The sequence below is a fragment of the Thomasclavelia ramosa DSM 1402 genome (assembly GCF_014131695.1).
Classification (GTDB): domain Bacteria; phylum Bacillota_I; class Bacilli_A; order Erysipelotrichales; family Coprobacillaceae; genus Thomasclavelia; species Thomasclavelia ramosa.
The window spans coordinates 897,021-912,900 of sequence record NZ_CP036346.1; the positions used below are offsets into that span (position 1 = coordinate 897,021).

At 27.3% G+C, this 15,880-nt stretch carries 11 protein-coding genes and 2 pseudogenes; all 13 read left to right on the forward strand.

Annotation, left to right across the window (positions count from 1 at the left end; translation table 11 throughout):
• The first annotated feature begins 6 nt into the window (after positions 1-6).
• Positions 7-1,815: a sugar transferase gene (locus EYR00_RS15955; protein ID WP_003534760.1), complete on the forward strand. Its 1,809-nt coding sequence runs from the start codon at positions 7-9 to the stop codon at positions 1,813-1,815.
• Positions 1,802-2,629 carry a glycosyltransferase gene (locus EYR00_RS04290; protein WP_167530878.1) on the forward strand — a complete coding sequence of 276 codons (828 nt, stop codon included), beginning with the start codon at positions 1,802-1,804 and terminating at the stop codon, positions 2,627-2,629. Before EYR00_RS15955 ends, EYR00_RS04290 begins: the two co-directional genes overlap by 14 nt.
• 40 nt (positions 2,630-2,669) lie before the next feature.
• Positions 2,670-3,617 (forward strand): glycosyltransferase family 2 protein, encoded by a 948-nt coding sequence (locus EYR00_RS04295; RefSeq protein WP_050754556.1) that lies wholly within the window; start codon positions 2,670-2,672, stop codon positions 3,615-3,617.
• 4 nt (positions 3,618-3,621) lie between these two features.
• On the forward strand, positions 3,622-4,857 hold the full coding sequence (locus EYR00_RS04300; protein WP_003534755.1) for a hypothetical protein: 1,236 nt from the start codon (positions 3,622-3,624) through the stop codon (positions 4,855-4,857).
• Complete coding sequence (locus EYR00_RS04305; protein WP_003534752.1) at positions 4,850-6,073, forward strand: glycosyltransferase; 1,224 nt, start codon at positions 4,850-4,852, stop codon at positions 6,071-6,073. Before EYR00_RS04300 ends, EYR00_RS04305 begins: the two co-directional genes overlap by 8 nt.
• Complete coding sequence (locus EYR00_RS04310; RefSeq protein ID WP_003534750.1) at positions 6,070-7,260, forward strand: glycosyltransferase; 1,191 nt, start codon at positions 6,070-6,072, stop codon at positions 7,258-7,260. The genes EYR00_RS04305 and EYR00_RS04310 overlap by 4 nt, the downstream gene beginning before the upstream one ends.
• A gap of 73 nt (positions 7,261-7,333) precedes the next feature.
• Positions 7,334-8,374 (forward strand): annotated as a pseudogene (locus EYR00_RS04315) (polysaccharide biosynthesis protein).
• A gap of 14 nt (positions 8,375-8,388) precedes the next feature.
• The gene (locus tag EYR00_RS04320) at positions 8,389-9,783 is read left to right on the forward strand and encodes a lipopolysaccharide biosynthesis protein (protein ID WP_040434041.1); all 1,395 of its coding nucleotides are present in this window, start codon (positions 8,389-8,391) and stop codon (positions 9,781-9,783) included.
• Positions 9,780-10,928 (forward strand): radical SAM protein, encoded by a 1,149-nt coding sequence (locus EYR00_RS04325; RefSeq protein WP_003534747.1) that lies wholly within the window; start codon positions 9,780-9,782, stop codon positions 10,926-10,928. Before EYR00_RS04320 ends, EYR00_RS04325 begins: the two co-directional genes overlap by 4 nt.
• 4 nt (positions 10,929-10,932) lie before the next feature.
• Complete coding sequence (locus EYR00_RS04330) at positions 10,933-12,063, forward strand: polysaccharide pyruvyl transferase family protein (RefSeq protein ID WP_003534746.1); 1,131 nt, start codon at positions 10,933-10,935, stop codon at positions 12,061-12,063.
• A 63-nt stretch (positions 12,064-12,126) separates the two neighbouring features.
• Entirely contained in the window at positions 12,127-13,323 is a 1,197-nt protein-coding gene (locus EYR00_RS04335; RefSeq protein ID WP_003534745.1) for a capsular polysaccharide biosynthesis protein CapF, read from the forward strand.
• Positions 13,324-13,328: 5 nt separating this feature from the next.
• Positions 13,329-14,513, forward strand: a complete 1,185-nt coding sequence (gene wecB, locus EYR00_RS04340) for a non-hydrolyzing UDP-N-acetylglucosamine 2-epimerase (RefSeq protein WP_003534743.1) — start codon at positions 13,329-13,331, stop codon at positions 14,511-14,513.
• 131 nt (positions 14,514-14,644) lie between these two features.
• A pseudogene (glmM, locus tag EYR00_RS04345) lies at positions 14,645-15,871 on the forward strand (phosphoglucosamine mutase); the annotation flags it as partial.
• Between the last annotated feature and the right edge of the window lie 9 nt (positions 15,872-15,880).

Consider the following 15,880-nt stretch of genomic DNA (forward strand, 5'->3'; position numbering starts at 1 on the left):
GAAAATATGATTACTGATAAACAAAAAAAATATCTGCCCCTTAAAAGAACAATAGATGTTGTTTTAAGTGGTGGAGCTATTGTTGTACTAAGTCCAGTATTAGGATTATTAGCGTTAGCTATAAAACTAGATTCTAAAGGACCAGTACTCTTTAAACAAAAACGTGTGGGCAAAGATAAAGAACTATTTGAAATCTATAAGTTTAGAACTATGAGAACAGACACACCTAGTGATATGCCTACTCATATGTTAAAGGATCCAGATCAATTTATTACTAAAACAGGTAAGTTTTTAAGAAAAACATCTTTAGATGAATTACCACAAATATTCAATATCTTTACAGGAAAGATGTCCATAATAGGTCCTAGACCAGCTTTATGGAATCAAGATGACTTGATTGCAGAGAGAGATAAATATCATGCGAATGATGTAACTCCAGGATTAACTGGCTGGGCACAAATTAATGGTAGAGATGAATTAGAAATTGATGTGAAAGCTAAGTTTGATGGTGATTATGTTAATGAAATGGGCTTAAAGATGGATATCAAATGTTTCTTAGCAACTATTGGTTCAGTACTATTAGGAGATGGTGTAGTAGAAGGTGGAACTGGTGAATTAGAAGAAACTGTTGATACACAAATAGTAGATCCTGAAAAGATTGAAAAAGAAGCAAAGATTGGTGCTACAGTAGTTGGTACTGCAGGAGCAGTAGGTCTTACTGGTTTGGGACTTGTTTGTAAACATATTAAGAATAAAGATGGTAAGAAAGATAAGAAATCTCATAAAGGATTATTATTAGGTTCATTAGCATTCGGATATACAGTATATACTGCATACATTAATGTAAAAAGAAAAGTACAGTTACAAGATAACTTTATTAATGAAAAAGAACCTAAATCGACTAAAGAGGATAAACATCTTCTATTAAAGAAAGTTTTAATTACTGGTGCTAATAGTTATATTGGTGAGTCAGTAGAAAAATGGTTAAACGACTCAAATAACGAATATGAAATAGATACATTAGACATGTTAGATCCTAATTGGAAAGAGTATGACTTTTCTAAATACGATACTGTATTTCATGTTGCAGGAATAGCTCATGCTGATGTAGGAAATGTATCTGAAGAAGTAAAACAAAGATACTATAAAGTAAATACAGATTTAACAATAGACTTAGCAAATAAGGCAAAAGAAGCTAAAGTAAAACAATTTATCTTTATGTCTTCAATGATTGTCTACAGTGGTTGTGGAACCACACACATTACAAAAGATACTAAACCTAAAGCAGAAAACTTCTATGGTGACAGTAAATTACAAGCTGATTTAAAACTACAAAAAATGAATGATGAATCTTTTAAGGTTGTAATAGTGAGACCACCAATGATTTATGGAAAAGGTTCTAAAGGTAATTATCCACAATTAGCAAAACTAGCAGCAAAGTTACCAGTATTTCCGATTGTCAATAATAAAAGATCAATGTTACACATTGATAATTTGTGTGAATTCATTAAGTTAATGATTGATAATGAAGAATTCGGTGTATTCTTTCCACAAAATGATGAATATATAAATACATCGGACATGGTACAAATGATAGCAAGTATTAAAGGTCACAAAATTATAATGTTACCTGGTATGTCCTTGTTTATCAAACTATTAAAAAAATTGCCTGGTAGAATTAGTACTATGTCTTCAAAAGCATTTGGCGATTCTTATTACGATATGGAAATGTCTGATATCAATTTAGATTATCAAAGTCAGACTTTTTATAAATCTATTTTAAATACAGAAGGTGATGAAAATGGAAAAATATAGTGTTTTAATGTCCGTATATATAAAAGAAAAACCAGAGTTTTTAGAAAAAAGTATAGATAGTATGATTAACCAAACGGTTAAACCAGATGAAATAGTTATTGTTAAAGATGGACCTTTGACTAGTGATTTGGATTTGGTAATTAAGTTTTATAATGAAAAATATCCTAACATTTTTAAAATATTAGCATTGGAAAAAAATGGTGGATTAGGAAATGCATTAAATGAGGGGTTGAAAATTTGTAAAAATAACCTTGTTGCAAGAATGGATTCTGATGATATTTCCTTTCAAAATAGATGTGAATTACAATTAAAAAGATTCGAAAAAAAGGAAGACTTAGCTATATTAGGTGGTCAAATAATTGAGTTTAGTAAGACAGTTACTAATACAGGTAAAATGAGAGTAGTTCCATGTTCAAATGATGAAATTACGAAATTTAGTCATAAAAGAAGTCCATTTAATCATCCTACTGTAATGTATAAAAAAGATATAATTATGACATTTGGGGGCTATCCAACGGTTAAAAGAAAAGAGGATCTTGGATTATTTGTTCGATTGGCAAATTCTAATTTATTATGTGAAAATTTAAATGAATGTTTGTTATATTATCGGACAAATAATGATAATTTAAAACGAAGAAAATCATTTGTTAATTGTAAAGAGTATATTGATATTATGCATAGATTTTATAAAGAAGGAATTATTAACATTTTTGATATGACTTATATTGTGTTAGGACAACTATCTTTATATTGCTTTCCGTCGACAATAGTTAAATTATTAAGTGAAAAAATATTAAGAAAAAGTAAACATTAAATACTTGTGTTTTAAAAAAATATGAAAGGATGTGAATTTTTTGAACAAGCTAATAAGCGTGATAATACCTATCTATAATTCTGAGTTACATCTTAGGCATTGCCTAGACAGTATTTTAAATCAAATTTACACAAATATAGAGATAATTTTAGTTAATGATGGTTCGACAGACAATTCATTAAGTATTTGTGAAGAGTATAAACATCAAGATGAAAGATTTAAACTGATTAATATTAATAATTCTGGTGCAAGTCATGCACGAAATATTGGATTATCTAAGGCTAAAGGACAATATGTTTCATTTATCGATTCTGATGATATGATTGATAAAAATATGTTTCATGATATGTTAGGGTTAATTGAAATACATAAAGCGGACATGGCGGAATGTGAAATAAAATATGTTCGAAATCATAAAACCAATAAAATTAATAATATTGAAGAAATTAAATTAATGAACAAAGATGATATGTTGAATAGATTCTTTCGAACTTCAGGTGAAAAAGATACTCATACATTGTGTAACAAACTAATAAATATTGATATATTGGATGATTTCAAATTAATTGAAGGATATATGAATGAAGATGTTAAAGGTGTTTATGACATTATAAAAAAATGCAATAAATGTATATATACTTCTAATAAATACTATTTATATTATAGAAATAGTAGTGGAGTAACTAATAAAAAATTTAATAAAAAACATTTAGATTTACTATATATGTGGGATTTAGTTGTAAAAGAAGTAGCAATTGATTTTCCAACTTATTATCAATACGCCATTATAAATCGTAAAAGAGCATATTTTACATTATATTTAAAAATGATAAGAAATGGATACAATAAAAACGATATATACATGTGTAAGACAAAAATTAAATTAGAAAAAAAGGTTTTGGACTATTATCCTGAGTTAATAAAGTGGAAAATAGCATTTAGTAGAAAAATTTTATTGTACTTAATATATATTTTTAGAAAGGAATAGTTTAATGTTAAAAATATCGAGAAGCCAGATTAAAAAAATGATATTATATTTGATAATAGTAATCTTTGTGTTTTGCTCTGATGATTCACTAATTTTTGGGACAAACCAAAATACAGTATTTGTTAATATTAAGTACTTTTTATTTGCGATAGTATATATTTTTTTAATAATAAAAAATTATAGTTTGAAAAATACTTATAATAAAAAAGATTTCATTTACTTGATTACATTTGTACTAGTAATAATATGTAGTATGTTGTTTAATGCAGATTTTCGTTTTGGATATATTCAAAAAGTGTTAGTAATAGTAGCAAGTTATATTTTTTGTAAGAGATATTCTTTGCAAACATTTTCTGCTATATTTAATAAAATTATGTCATTTGTTACTGTTTTTTCGCTTGTTTATGAGGCGGCGTATATTCTATTGCCCCAATTATCTAAAATATTTATATTAACAAATATTGGGGGACAAAGATTCTATACTTGGCTTGTTTGTAGTTTGCCTATAGAACCAGGTGGAATAATTAGAAATTTTGGATTTGCTAGAGAACCTGGAGTATTTGCAATTTACATTATTATTGCTTTGATATTTGAAACTTTTATAAATGAAAATAGTTCGGTGAAAAGAATAATTATATTTACTATTACATTAATAACTACATTTTCTACAACTGGATTTATTGCATTTGGATTCTATCTTATTGCTATCCTTTTTAATAGTAGCAATACAAAAAGCAAAGCGGGTCTTAATCAAAATATCAAAATAATGTTATTATTGGTAATATTTGTAGTATTCTTTGTATCATTTAATAATGACTTTTTATCAGGAGGTGCATATGGTGCTATATTTGGTAAAATGAATTCAGATAATATATCTTTCAATTCTAGAGTTGCTTCATTAATTAGTAATACTAATATAGGATGTAAAAATATACTGGTTGGTAAAGGATTATCTTATGTAGAATTAAATTTTTCTGTGATAACAAAAGAATTATTGGGAATTAGTTTAATTCATAATGCAAATACCTGGTTTATTCATTTTGCACAATTTGGGTTAATTTTATTTTTGACACAATTTGTCCTACTGTATCGAACAATGAAAAACCTTTTTAAATCTAAACTTTTAGTAATTCTATGTATGATAATATATATTGTTGTTTGTATGGGACAGTCAATGTGTATGTCACCTATTTTTTATATAATGTTATTTTTAAGAAATGAGAGGCTTGGATATGAGTAAAACTAATTATATTATGGTGTCGTCAACGTGTAATGATGATATGTATAAATATGTTTCATCAATAAAAACTAAAGATAAAGTTAACCCGTCTCAGAAATATTATAAATTATTAATGGAAGGTATGGCTTCAGCAGATGGATGTACTGTAACTTGCGTATCAATAAGAAGTGTTAATCCTGCCACTTCTTTTATAAATATGATTGAAGAGGATAATTACTTTGAAAATGGTGTAAGTTATAAGTATATTAAAATTAGAAATAAGAGAATAATAGTTTACGTTGATATGGTATTTAATACTTATAAAACTATCAATAAGTGCATAAAAAGTTCAAATGATAGAAAGGACACAATTATTTTTACAGATGTTCTTTCAATTTGTGGGGCTTTTTCTTCGTTGCTGATATGCAAAATAAAAAAAATTAAGTGTTGTGCTATAGTCACTGATTTACCCAATCTTGTTACAGCAATCAATAAAACAGCTAAAGTGTCTTTGTTTCGAAAATTCAAGGACTCTTTTTTAAATTTTTTAATAAAACGATTTGATTCGTATTGTTTTTTGACTGAATCCATGAATGAAATAAATGCATCAAATAAGCCATATATAGTAATAGAAGGTATTGCTACTGATACTGATGGCTTGTTAAATAATTCATGTTTTAACGAAAAAAAATCCAATGAATTTGTTGTGCTCTATGCAGGAGGATTATATGAAAAATTTGGACTCAAAAATCTTATAGATGCAATTGACTTTACAAAAAACAAAAATATTATATTACATGTTTATGGAGAAGGTACTATAGTTCCATATATAAAAGAGAAAATAGAATGTAATCATAGAATAGTATATGGAGGAATATTACCTCCAAATATAATATTTGAATTAGAAAAAAAAGCATCTCTTCTTATAAACTGTAGACCAACTTCTGATTTGTTTACTAAATATTCATTTCCCTCAAAAACCATTGAGTATTTATCTAGTGGAACACCTGTGTTAACCACTAAATTGGAAGGAATACCTAAAGAATATATGGAGCACTTATTCTTGATTGAAGATGAATCACCAAAAGGAATTGCTAAAACACTTGATAATATTAGTTCAATGCAAATGAATGCATTACAATCTAAAGGGAACTTAGGGAAAAAATACGTTTTAGAGAATAAAAATAAGGAAATTCAAGGTGAAAAACTTATAAATTTTGTGAGGAATCTAAAATGAAAATATTGCAAATAAATCTAGGTAATTATGGTAGTACTGGTAAGATAATGATGGGAATTGAAAAATCATCAAATAATAACAATACTTTTTGTATGGTATATCCAAATACCAAAAATAATGTTGAATACTCAGGTGACAAAATTTTGATATCAGGAATTATCAGTAGAAAAGTAAACCATTTTTTAGAAAAATGTACTGGCTTTCAAGGCTGTTTTTCAATATTAAAAACTCATACACTAATTTCCAATATAAAAAAATATGATCCTGACATTATTCATTTACATAATATTCATGGTATAGAAATTAACTATCCATTATTATTTAAATATATAAAAAAGAATAAGATAAAGATTATTTGGACACTCCACGATTGTTGGAGTTTTACAGGTCAATGTCCACATTTTACTATCATTAAATGTGATAAATGGAAGACAGGGTGTTTCAAATGTCCACAGTATAAAGAATATCCAGAAGCTTTTGTTGATAGAACAAAAATGATGTGGAAACTAAAAAGAAAATGGTTTAACAACGTTGAAAACATGACTATTGTCACACCTTCAATTTGGCTATCAAATTTGGTTAAAGAATCTTATCTTAAAAACTATCCTGTACAGGTTATCAATAATGGAATAGATTTGAGTATATTTAAACCTAGAAAAAGTGAATTCAAAACTATAATGGGTTTAGAAGGAAAAAAAATTATATTAGGTGTATCCTTTACTTGGGGAAAGAAAAAGGGATTAGACGTTTTTTATGATTTATCGAAAATAATTAATGACGATTATGTTATTGTACTAGTTGGTTTGAACAATGTGGATGAATTGAAAGATTATGAAAATATCTATGCAATTCCAAGAACAAATAACCAAATTGAACTTGCTGAAATTTATACATCCGCTGATGTTTTTGTTAATCCTACAAGAGAAGATAATTTTCCAACGGTAAACATAGAGTCTCTTGCATGTGGAACCCCAGTTGTCACTTTCAATACAGGAGGAAGTCCTGAAATTATTGATTCTAGTTGCGGATTGGTAGTAGAATGTGATGATTTAGAAAAGCTAAAAAATACCATTGTGGATATTACTTCTTTAAAAAAAACACTGGAGAATTCTTGCGTATCTAGAGCGCACTGTTTTAATATGTATGATAAATTTAAAGATTATTTAAAATTGTACGATACTGTATGATGTTAAAAATCAACTTATATAACTTTATTTTAAAATAATATATTAAATATAAAATATTTAGGAGGAAAAAAGAATGATATCTTTTAAAGACAAAACATTATTAATTACTGGAGGAACTGGTAGCTTTGGAAATGCGGTGCTAAACCGCTTTTAAAATACAGATATAAAAGAAATTAGAGTATTTAGTAGAGATGAATTAAAACAAGATAATATGAGACATGAATATCAGGCTAAATACCCTGATGTTTTTAATAAGTTAAAGTTTTATATCGGGGATGTAAGAGATATACAAAGTATTAAGAATGCTATGCATGGTGTAGACTATGTCTATCATGCAGCCGCATTAAAACAAGTACCTAGTTGTGAATTTTTTCCAATAGAAGCAGTTAAAACTAATGTATTAGGTACTGAAAATGTGTTAACAGCTGCTATTGAAGCAGGAGTTAAAAGAGTAGTATGTTTATCAACAGATAAAGCTGCTTATCCTGTAAATGCTATGGGTACTAGTAAAGCTATGATGGAAAAAGTAATTGTAGCTAAATCTAGAACAGTAGATCCAGAAAAAACAAGTATTATGTGTACAAGATATGGTAATGTATTAGCTTCAAGAGGTTCAGTTGTACCTCTTTTTATTAACCAAATAAAAGCTGGTAATGATTTAACTGTAACTAGTCCAGATATGACAAGATTTGTTATGACATTAGAAGAAGCAGTTGATTTAGTATTATTTGCTTTTGAAAATGGTCAATCAGGAGATATTTTCGTACAAAAAGCACCTGCTTGTACAATTGGTGTACTCACTGAAGCAGTAAAAAGACTAATGAAAGCTGATAATGAAGTAAAAGTAATTGGTATCAGACATGGCGAAAAAATGTATGAAACATTATTAACTGATGAAGAATGTGCTAATGCGATTGATTTAGGTGGTTTCTATAGAGTACCTGCGGATAAGCGTGATCTTAATTATGACAAATATTTTAATGAAGGTATTGAGGAGTCTGCACTTACTCAATTCAATTCAAATAATACTCACTTAATGGATGTAGAAGCAGTAATGAACAAACTAATGGAAGTACCACTAGTTAAAGAAGAAATCCTTAATTCAACTAAATAGGGAGGATTAAATAATTGAATAGAAATAAATATTTACTCAAGAATACTTTTTTATATTCCATATCAACTTTTAGTACAAAAATAATTACTTTTTTTATGGTAAGTTTTTATACTGCAGTACTTAGTGCAGAAACATATGGAAAAATTGATGTTATATTTGCCACTATTAATTTATTGATTCCTATAGTGGCATTATCTATTAATAATTCAATTTTAAGATTTTCACTTGACAAAAATATAAATAAAAACAATGTGTTTTTTATAGGCTTTTTTGTTACATCTTGTAGCTCTATACTTATCATTATTGTTTCGCTTATAACCAATATCTTTATTAATAATCCCTATTTTATATTATCAGCACTTCTTTTGATTTTTGAAATATATTATCTACTATTATCTGAGTTTATTAGAGGATTGGACAGAAATGGAATATATGTTCTTTTTAATGTATTATTGGTAATAATAATCTCATTGTTAAATATATTCTTTTTAGGATATATGAAGCTACAAATATTTGGATATTTATACGCATACCTAATTTCGTATGGATTATGTTCTATATTTTTAATAATGATCATAAAGCCAGTAAAATTGTTAAGGAATATAGATAAATCTTCAATCGTAGATACTTTTAAAATTATGTTGAACTATTGTGTTTATCTAATACCTAATTCTATATTTTGGTGGATTACCACTAGTTCGGATAAATATATAATAGTATTTATAATTGGTAATGCATTTAATGGGGTATATTCAGTTGCAAATAAGATACCAACTATAGTAATTTATACTTTTCAAATATTCATTCAGGCATGGCAATTATCTGCTATCAAAGAAAAAGGTGCAGAAAGTGAACAACAATTTGTCAACCAGATATTTAAAATATTATTTGTTTGTATTTCATTAGCAATATCTTTCATATTACTGATTCTAAAGCCATTTACCCTTTTTTATGTGGGCAAATCATATTATGAAGCTTGGGAATCAGGAGCTATATTAGTGTTTACTGCAATGTTTAATATTCTCTCATCATTTGTTGGGATTCGTTATGTAGTGGAAAAGGATAATAAAATGAATATGTATACTACATTACTTGGGGCTGTTATAAATATTATTTTAAATATAATTCTAATACCACATTATAAATTAATAGGAGCTGCGATTGCAACTTTGATTAGTTACATATTTGTTTTTATGGTAAGAATGTATGATACAAAAAAATATTTAAAAATAAATATGTTGAAATTTAATTATTTAATAATATTTATTTTGGTTTTTCAAGTTTTAACATTATTTATATTCAATGACTATTGGATGATATGTGGGATTATTTCATTTTTTATAATCTCATTAATAAGTATACTGTTCATTAAAGATGAAGTTAAAAAAATTATAAGGAGTAGAAGATGAAGAAACTAATTCGAAAGATAATTAAAAATATATATATTAAACGTGATTTTTTACATATCCAACAATCTATTAATATGCGAATCAAATATTTCTTGAGAAACATATACAATTCTTGTTGGAATAAAGATAACAAACTTAATTATCCAAAAACATTGCAATTTCCGATTACAAATAAATGCAATTTAGATTGTATTATGTGTAATATTCATGGCAATGATATAAAAAATGAAATGAATATAGATGATATTAAAAGAGTATTAAGTAATTCAATATTTTGCAAAGTAGAATCAGTCGGAATTAATGGGGGTGAACCATTTATTTTAAAAGATATAACTAGTATTATTGAAACTATTCTTGATACACTTCCCGCTTTACGTAATCTCTATATAATTAGTAACGGAACTATTCCAAATTGTCCTGATAAAATAAAAGAAATATATAACTTATGTAAAAAACATAATGTTAAATTTACTTTGAGCTTTTCTATTGATGGATTTGATGAAATGCACAATGAAATGCGTGGAAGACCAGGTACCTTTCAAAAGTTAATACATACTTTAGATATAATAAAGTCAAATATAAATCTATATTGTGATAGCATAAATTTCATTTGCACATTAACAAAAAAAAATATATATAGTGTGAATGAATTAGAAGCTTTTTCTCAAAAATACGGTATTCAAATCACATATAATGTAGCTACTGAACACGAACGATTAAAGAATGATATTAAATATCAGTATTATTCATTATTTACTGATAAAGAAGCGAAAATGCTTGCTAGGGAATTTCTATACTCAAAATTTAAGCAAACTCATTCCAAAACATATTACGGCCTTTTTAGGTATTTAAAAGATGATGAACCCAAAAGAATATCAAATTGTCAATTTTTACATAATGGTATAACACTTACGCCAACGGGTGATATCTGTTATTGTGCTACACATAGTAAAGCATTAGTAAATGTTAAAAATAGTAATGTAGATATAAAGAAAATATATTTTGAAAATAAATTATATAATGATGAGATAAAAAATACTTATTGTGATAAGTGTTCACATTATATGGGTGCATTGACAAATGAAGGTTACAAAGACTATATGGATGAGATATTAAAATTCTCAAAGAGACCTATGAAAGGATAGAACTATGAATATTTGTATTTTAGGATGGTATGGTACTGAAACTTTAGGAGACAGAGCTATTATTGAAGGTATAATTAAAATCTTTGATAGTATTGAAAAAAATGATATTAGTATTGGGTCATTGTATCCGTTTTTTACTGAAAGAACATTAATTGAAGAACAAGAAGCATTAAATATTATGGGTATAACTAGTAATATTTATTGTTTTGATGTTTTGAATAGCAAAACCTTAAAAAAACAAATTGAAACATCTGATTTAGTTATTATGGGTGGAGGACCGTTAATGGATCTTTCTGAACTTGATATTATTGACAAATCTTTTCAATATGCAAAAAAAAGAAAAATTCATACAGGTATTATTGGTTGTGGAATTGGCCCTTTAAATAAACCAGAGTTTAGAAGAAGTGTATATAATATACTTATAAATAGTGATATTTCTATTTTTAGGGATACTAATTCACTGAGTGAAGCTCAAATATTGAATAATCAATTTGGAAATAGAATTGATGAGACTACTTTATATGCTTCTAACGATCCTGCAATTATACCAATTGGATTTTTTAAATGTGAGAATAACGTTAAAGATAGATTGGTAGTTAATTTTAGAGACTTAGGATTTCAAACAGATAACAGTTTATTAACAATAGTTGATAATAAATTGATTTCTTTATTAAAAAATATGTCTAATCAGTTTAAAGAGATAGTATTATTGCCAAATCATATTTTTTCTATAGGAGGAGATGATAGATTCTATTTTTCTAAACTTAAACAAGAATTAATGGATTATGAAAATATTGTTGTAATACATAAACCTTTATCCTTATTCCAAACATTTGAAATAATTAAGAATTCGAAAGCTGCTATTGGAATGAGGTATCATTCGATTGTTTTCCAAAGTTATTTGAATGGAAATAATTATATTTTAGATTATACAGAAAAGAAAAAGGGAAAAATTATATCTTTTTTAAATGATAATGATCCAAATGAATTTTTTGCAGATAGATATTATAGCTTAATAGATTTGAATAAAGGAATTGAGTTTAAAATTACGAAAGATATTTTTGAGTATGATAATAAAATATTTGAAAAAACATTAGAATTTTACGTAAGTATTATAAAAAGAAATATATATTAATTTTTAAAAATTACAAATATTAAAAGTTTATTTTAATATTTTATTTGTAAAGAAAGAGGAAAAATGAAAATATTAGTTACTGGATCAAAAGGTTTTGTTGGAAAAAATCTTGTAGCGTCATTAAAGAATATAAAAGATGGTAAGGAGCGTACGAAATCTTTTTTTGTTGAAGAAATCTATGAATACGATATTGATACTGATTCATCATTATTAGATACATACTGCAAAGATTGTGACTTTGTCTTCAATCTTGCAGGAGTAAATAGACCTAAAGATAATGATGAATTCATGCAAAGTAACTTTGGTTTTGCTTCTACATTATTAGATACATTAAAGAAACATAATAACACTTGCCCTATTATGTTATCTTCTTCAATTCAAGCTACATTAATTGGAAGATATGGAACAAGTGATTATGGAAAGAGTAAATTAGCAGGAGAAGAATTATTCTTTGATTACTCAAAAGAAACAGGTGCTAAAGTACTAGTTTATAGATTTCCTAATCTGTTTGGTAAATGGTGTAGACCTAATTACAATAGTGCTGTTGCTACATTTTGTAACAACATTGCTAATGATTTAGATATTCAAGTTAATGATAGAAGTACTGAATTAGAGTTATTATATATTGATGATTTAGTTGAAGAAATGCTAAGTGCATTAACTAATGATGAACATCATTGTAACTATGATGGTTTAAATGTTGTTGATAACAATACTGGTAAGTATTGTTATGTTCCAACAACACATAAAGCTACATTAGGTGAGATTGTTGATTTATTAGAATCTTTTAAAAATCAACCCAATACATTAGTAATGCCAGAAATACCAAATAATAGTTTTGCTAAAAAACTATATTCAACTTATCTGTCATATTTATCTAAAGAAAAAGCTATCTTTGATTTAAAAATGAATAAAGATGATAGAGGAAGTTTTACTGAATTATTAAAAACGGAAAACTGCGGACAGTTCTCTGTTAATATATCAAAACCAGGAATTACTAAAGGACAACATTGGCATCATAGTAAATGGGAATTCTTTATTGTTGTATCAGGTAAAGCTCTAATACAAGAAAGAAGAATAGATAGTAATGAAGTAATAGAGTTTGAAGTATCAGGAGATAACATTCAAGCTATTCATATGTTACCAGGATATACTCATAACATTATTAATCTATCAGATACCCAAGATTTAGTTACTGTTATGTGGGCTAATGAAGCCTTTGATCCAAATCATCCAGATACATTCTTCGAGGAGGTATAAGTAGAATGGAAATTAAAACAGATTATAGTGATGTAAAGTTCCAAGATAATGGAAAACTTAAATTATTGATCATTGTAGGTACAAGACCTGAAATCATTCGTCTTGCCGCAACAATCAATAAATGTAGACAATATTTTGATTGTGTGTTAGCACACACTGGTCAAAACTATGACTACAACTTAAATGGAGTATTTTTCCATGACTTAAAATTAAAAGATCCAGAAGTATATATGGATGCAGTAGGTGATGATTTAGGTGCTACAGTTGGTAATATCATTAACTGTTCATATAAACTAATGAATCAAATCAAACCTGATGCATTATTAATTTTAGGAGATACTAATAGTTGCTTAAGTGCTATTAGTGCTAAAAGATTACATATTCCTATCTTCCATATGGAAGCAGGTAATAGATGTAAAGATGAATGCTTACCTGAAGAAACTAATAGAAGAATCGTAGATATTATTTCTGATGTAAACTTAGCGTATAGTGAACATGCAAGAAGATATCTAGCAGAATGCGGTCTTCCTAAAGAAAGAACATATGTAACAGGTTCACCTATGGCAGAAGTATTACATAATAACTTTGAAGATATTAAAGCTAGTAACATTTTAGAAAAACTAAACCTTAAACCAAAAGGATATATGTTATTGAGTGCCCATAGAGAAGAAAATATTGATACAGAAAAGAACTTCTTATCACTATTTACCGCTATTAATAAACTAGCAGAAAAATATGATATGCCTATTCTATATTCGTGTCATCCTAGATCTAGAAAAAGATTAGAATCCACAGGATTCAAATTAGATTCTAGAGTATTTATGCACGAACCATTAGGATTCCATGATTATAATAATCTGCAAATGAATGCATTTTGTGTAGTATCTGATAGTGGAACACTTCCAGAAGAATCGTCATTTTTTACATCAGTAGGGAATCCATTCCCTGCAGTATGTATTAGAACATCTACAGAAAGACCAGAAGCATTAGATAAAGCTTGTTTTATCTTAGCAGGTATTGATGAAAAATCTTTATTGCAATCAGTAACCACAGCTATAGATATGGTAAATAATAATGATAATGGTATTCCAGTACCAAATTATACAGATGAAATAGTATCTACTAAAGTAGTTAAGATTATTCAATCTTATACCGGTGTAGTTGATAAGATGGTTTGGAGAAAAAATTAACAGGAGAGATTATAATGACAAAATACTTTGGAACAGATGGCTTCAGAGGAGAGGCTAATATAGATTTAACTGTAGAACATGCTTATAAAGTAGGAAGATACCTAGGATGATATTTCTCTCAAAATCATAAAGCAAGAGTTGTAATAGGAAAAGATACAAGAAGAAGTTCATATATGTTTGAATATGCTTTAGTATCTGGTTTAACGGCATCAGGAGCAGATGCCTTTTTAATGCATGTCACAAAAACTCCATCAGTTGCTTACATCGTAAGAACTGATGAATTTGATTGTGGAATCATGATTAGTGCATCTCATAATCCTTTCTATGATAATGGAATTAAAATCTTAGATAATAAAGGTCATAAGATGAATAATGAAGTAGAAAAAAAGATCGAAGATTATATTGATGGTCTTATTGATGAATTACCACTTGCTAGAAAAGATACAATTGGATGTGCAAGTGATTATTCAGTAAGGAGAAATAGATATATTGGTTATCTTATGTTTATTCCAACACGTGCATTTAAAAATATACGTGTTGGTTTAGATTGTACTAATGGAGCTAGCGGTGCTATTGAAAAAAGTGTCTTTGATTCTTTAGGCGTAACGACGTATGTTATTAATAATGATCCTGATGGAATTAATATTAATACAAATTGTGGTTCAACACATATTGATGTTTTATCACAATTTGTAAAAGAAAAAGGTTTAGATATTGGCTTTGCTTATGATGGTGATGCTGATAGATGTATTGTTGTTGATGAATTTGGTAGAGATGTTAATGGAGATTTAATCTTATATGTATGTGATAAATACTTAAAAGATCATTATGAATTAAGTAACAATACCATTGTTACATCAATCATGAGTAATCTTGGTTTATATAAAGCATTAGATAAAGCAAATATTGATTATGTAAAAACTGCATTAGGGGATAAATATGTTAATGAAAACATGGTAGAAAATAATCATTGTCTAGGTGGAGAAGAATCAGGACATATTATCTTCTCTAAACATGCGACAACAGGAGATGGTATCTTAACGTCTTTAAGAATCATGGAAGCAATCATTGAAAGTAAACAAACTTTAGCTCAATTAACAGAACCAGTAACTATCTATCCTCAACTTACAAAGAATGTAAGAGTTGAAAACAAAAAAGCTGCGAGAGAAGATGAAGCAGTTGTTAAAGCTATTAAAGAAGTAGAGGAACTTTTACGTGAAGAAGGAAGAGTCATTGTAAGAGAATCGGGAACAGAACTAGTTATTAGAGTCATGGTTGAAGCATCAACAGATGAACTGTGTAATCAATATGTGAATCATATTGTATCAGTTATGACTGAAAGGGGATTAGTGTTATAAAACACGTTT

Excerpts from the sequence above, each read along its gene's own strand:
- EYR00_RS15955 (WP_003534760.1), top strand. The coding sequence starts at position 7 with ATGATTACTGATAAACAAAAAAAATATCTGCCCCTTAAAAGAACAATA.
- EYR00_RS04290 (WP_167530878.1), top strand. The coding sequence starts at position 1,802 with ATGGAAAAATATAGTGTTTTAATGTCCGTATATATAAAAGAAAAACCA.
- EYR00_RS04300 (WP_003534755.1), top strand. The coding sequence starts at position 3,622 with ATGTTAAAAATATCGAGAAGCCAGATTAAAAAAATGATATTATATTTG.
- EYR00_RS04305 (WP_003534752.1), top strand. The coding sequence starts at position 4,850 with ATGAGTAAAACTAATTATATTATGGTGTCGTCAACGTGTAATGATGAT.
- EYR00_RS04310 (WP_003534750.1), top strand. The coding sequence starts at position 6,070 with ATGAAAATATTGCAAATAAATCTAGGTAATTATGGTAGTACTGGTAAG.
- EYR00_RS04325 (WP_003534747.1), top strand. The coding sequence starts at position 9,780 with ATGAAGAAACTAATTCGAAAGATAATTAAAAATATATATATTAAACGT.
- EYR00_RS04330 (WP_003534746.1), top strand. The coding sequence starts at position 10,933 with ATGAATATTTGTATTTTAGGATGGTATGGTACTGAAACTTTAGGAGAC.
- EYR00_RS04335 (WP_003534745.1), top strand. The coding sequence starts at position 12,127 with ATGAAAATATTAGTTACTGGATCAAAAGGTTTTGTTGGAAAAAATCTT.
- wecB (WP_003534743.1), top strand. The coding sequence starts at position 13,329 with ATGGAAATTAAAACAGATTATAGTGATGTAAAGTTCCAAGATAATGGA.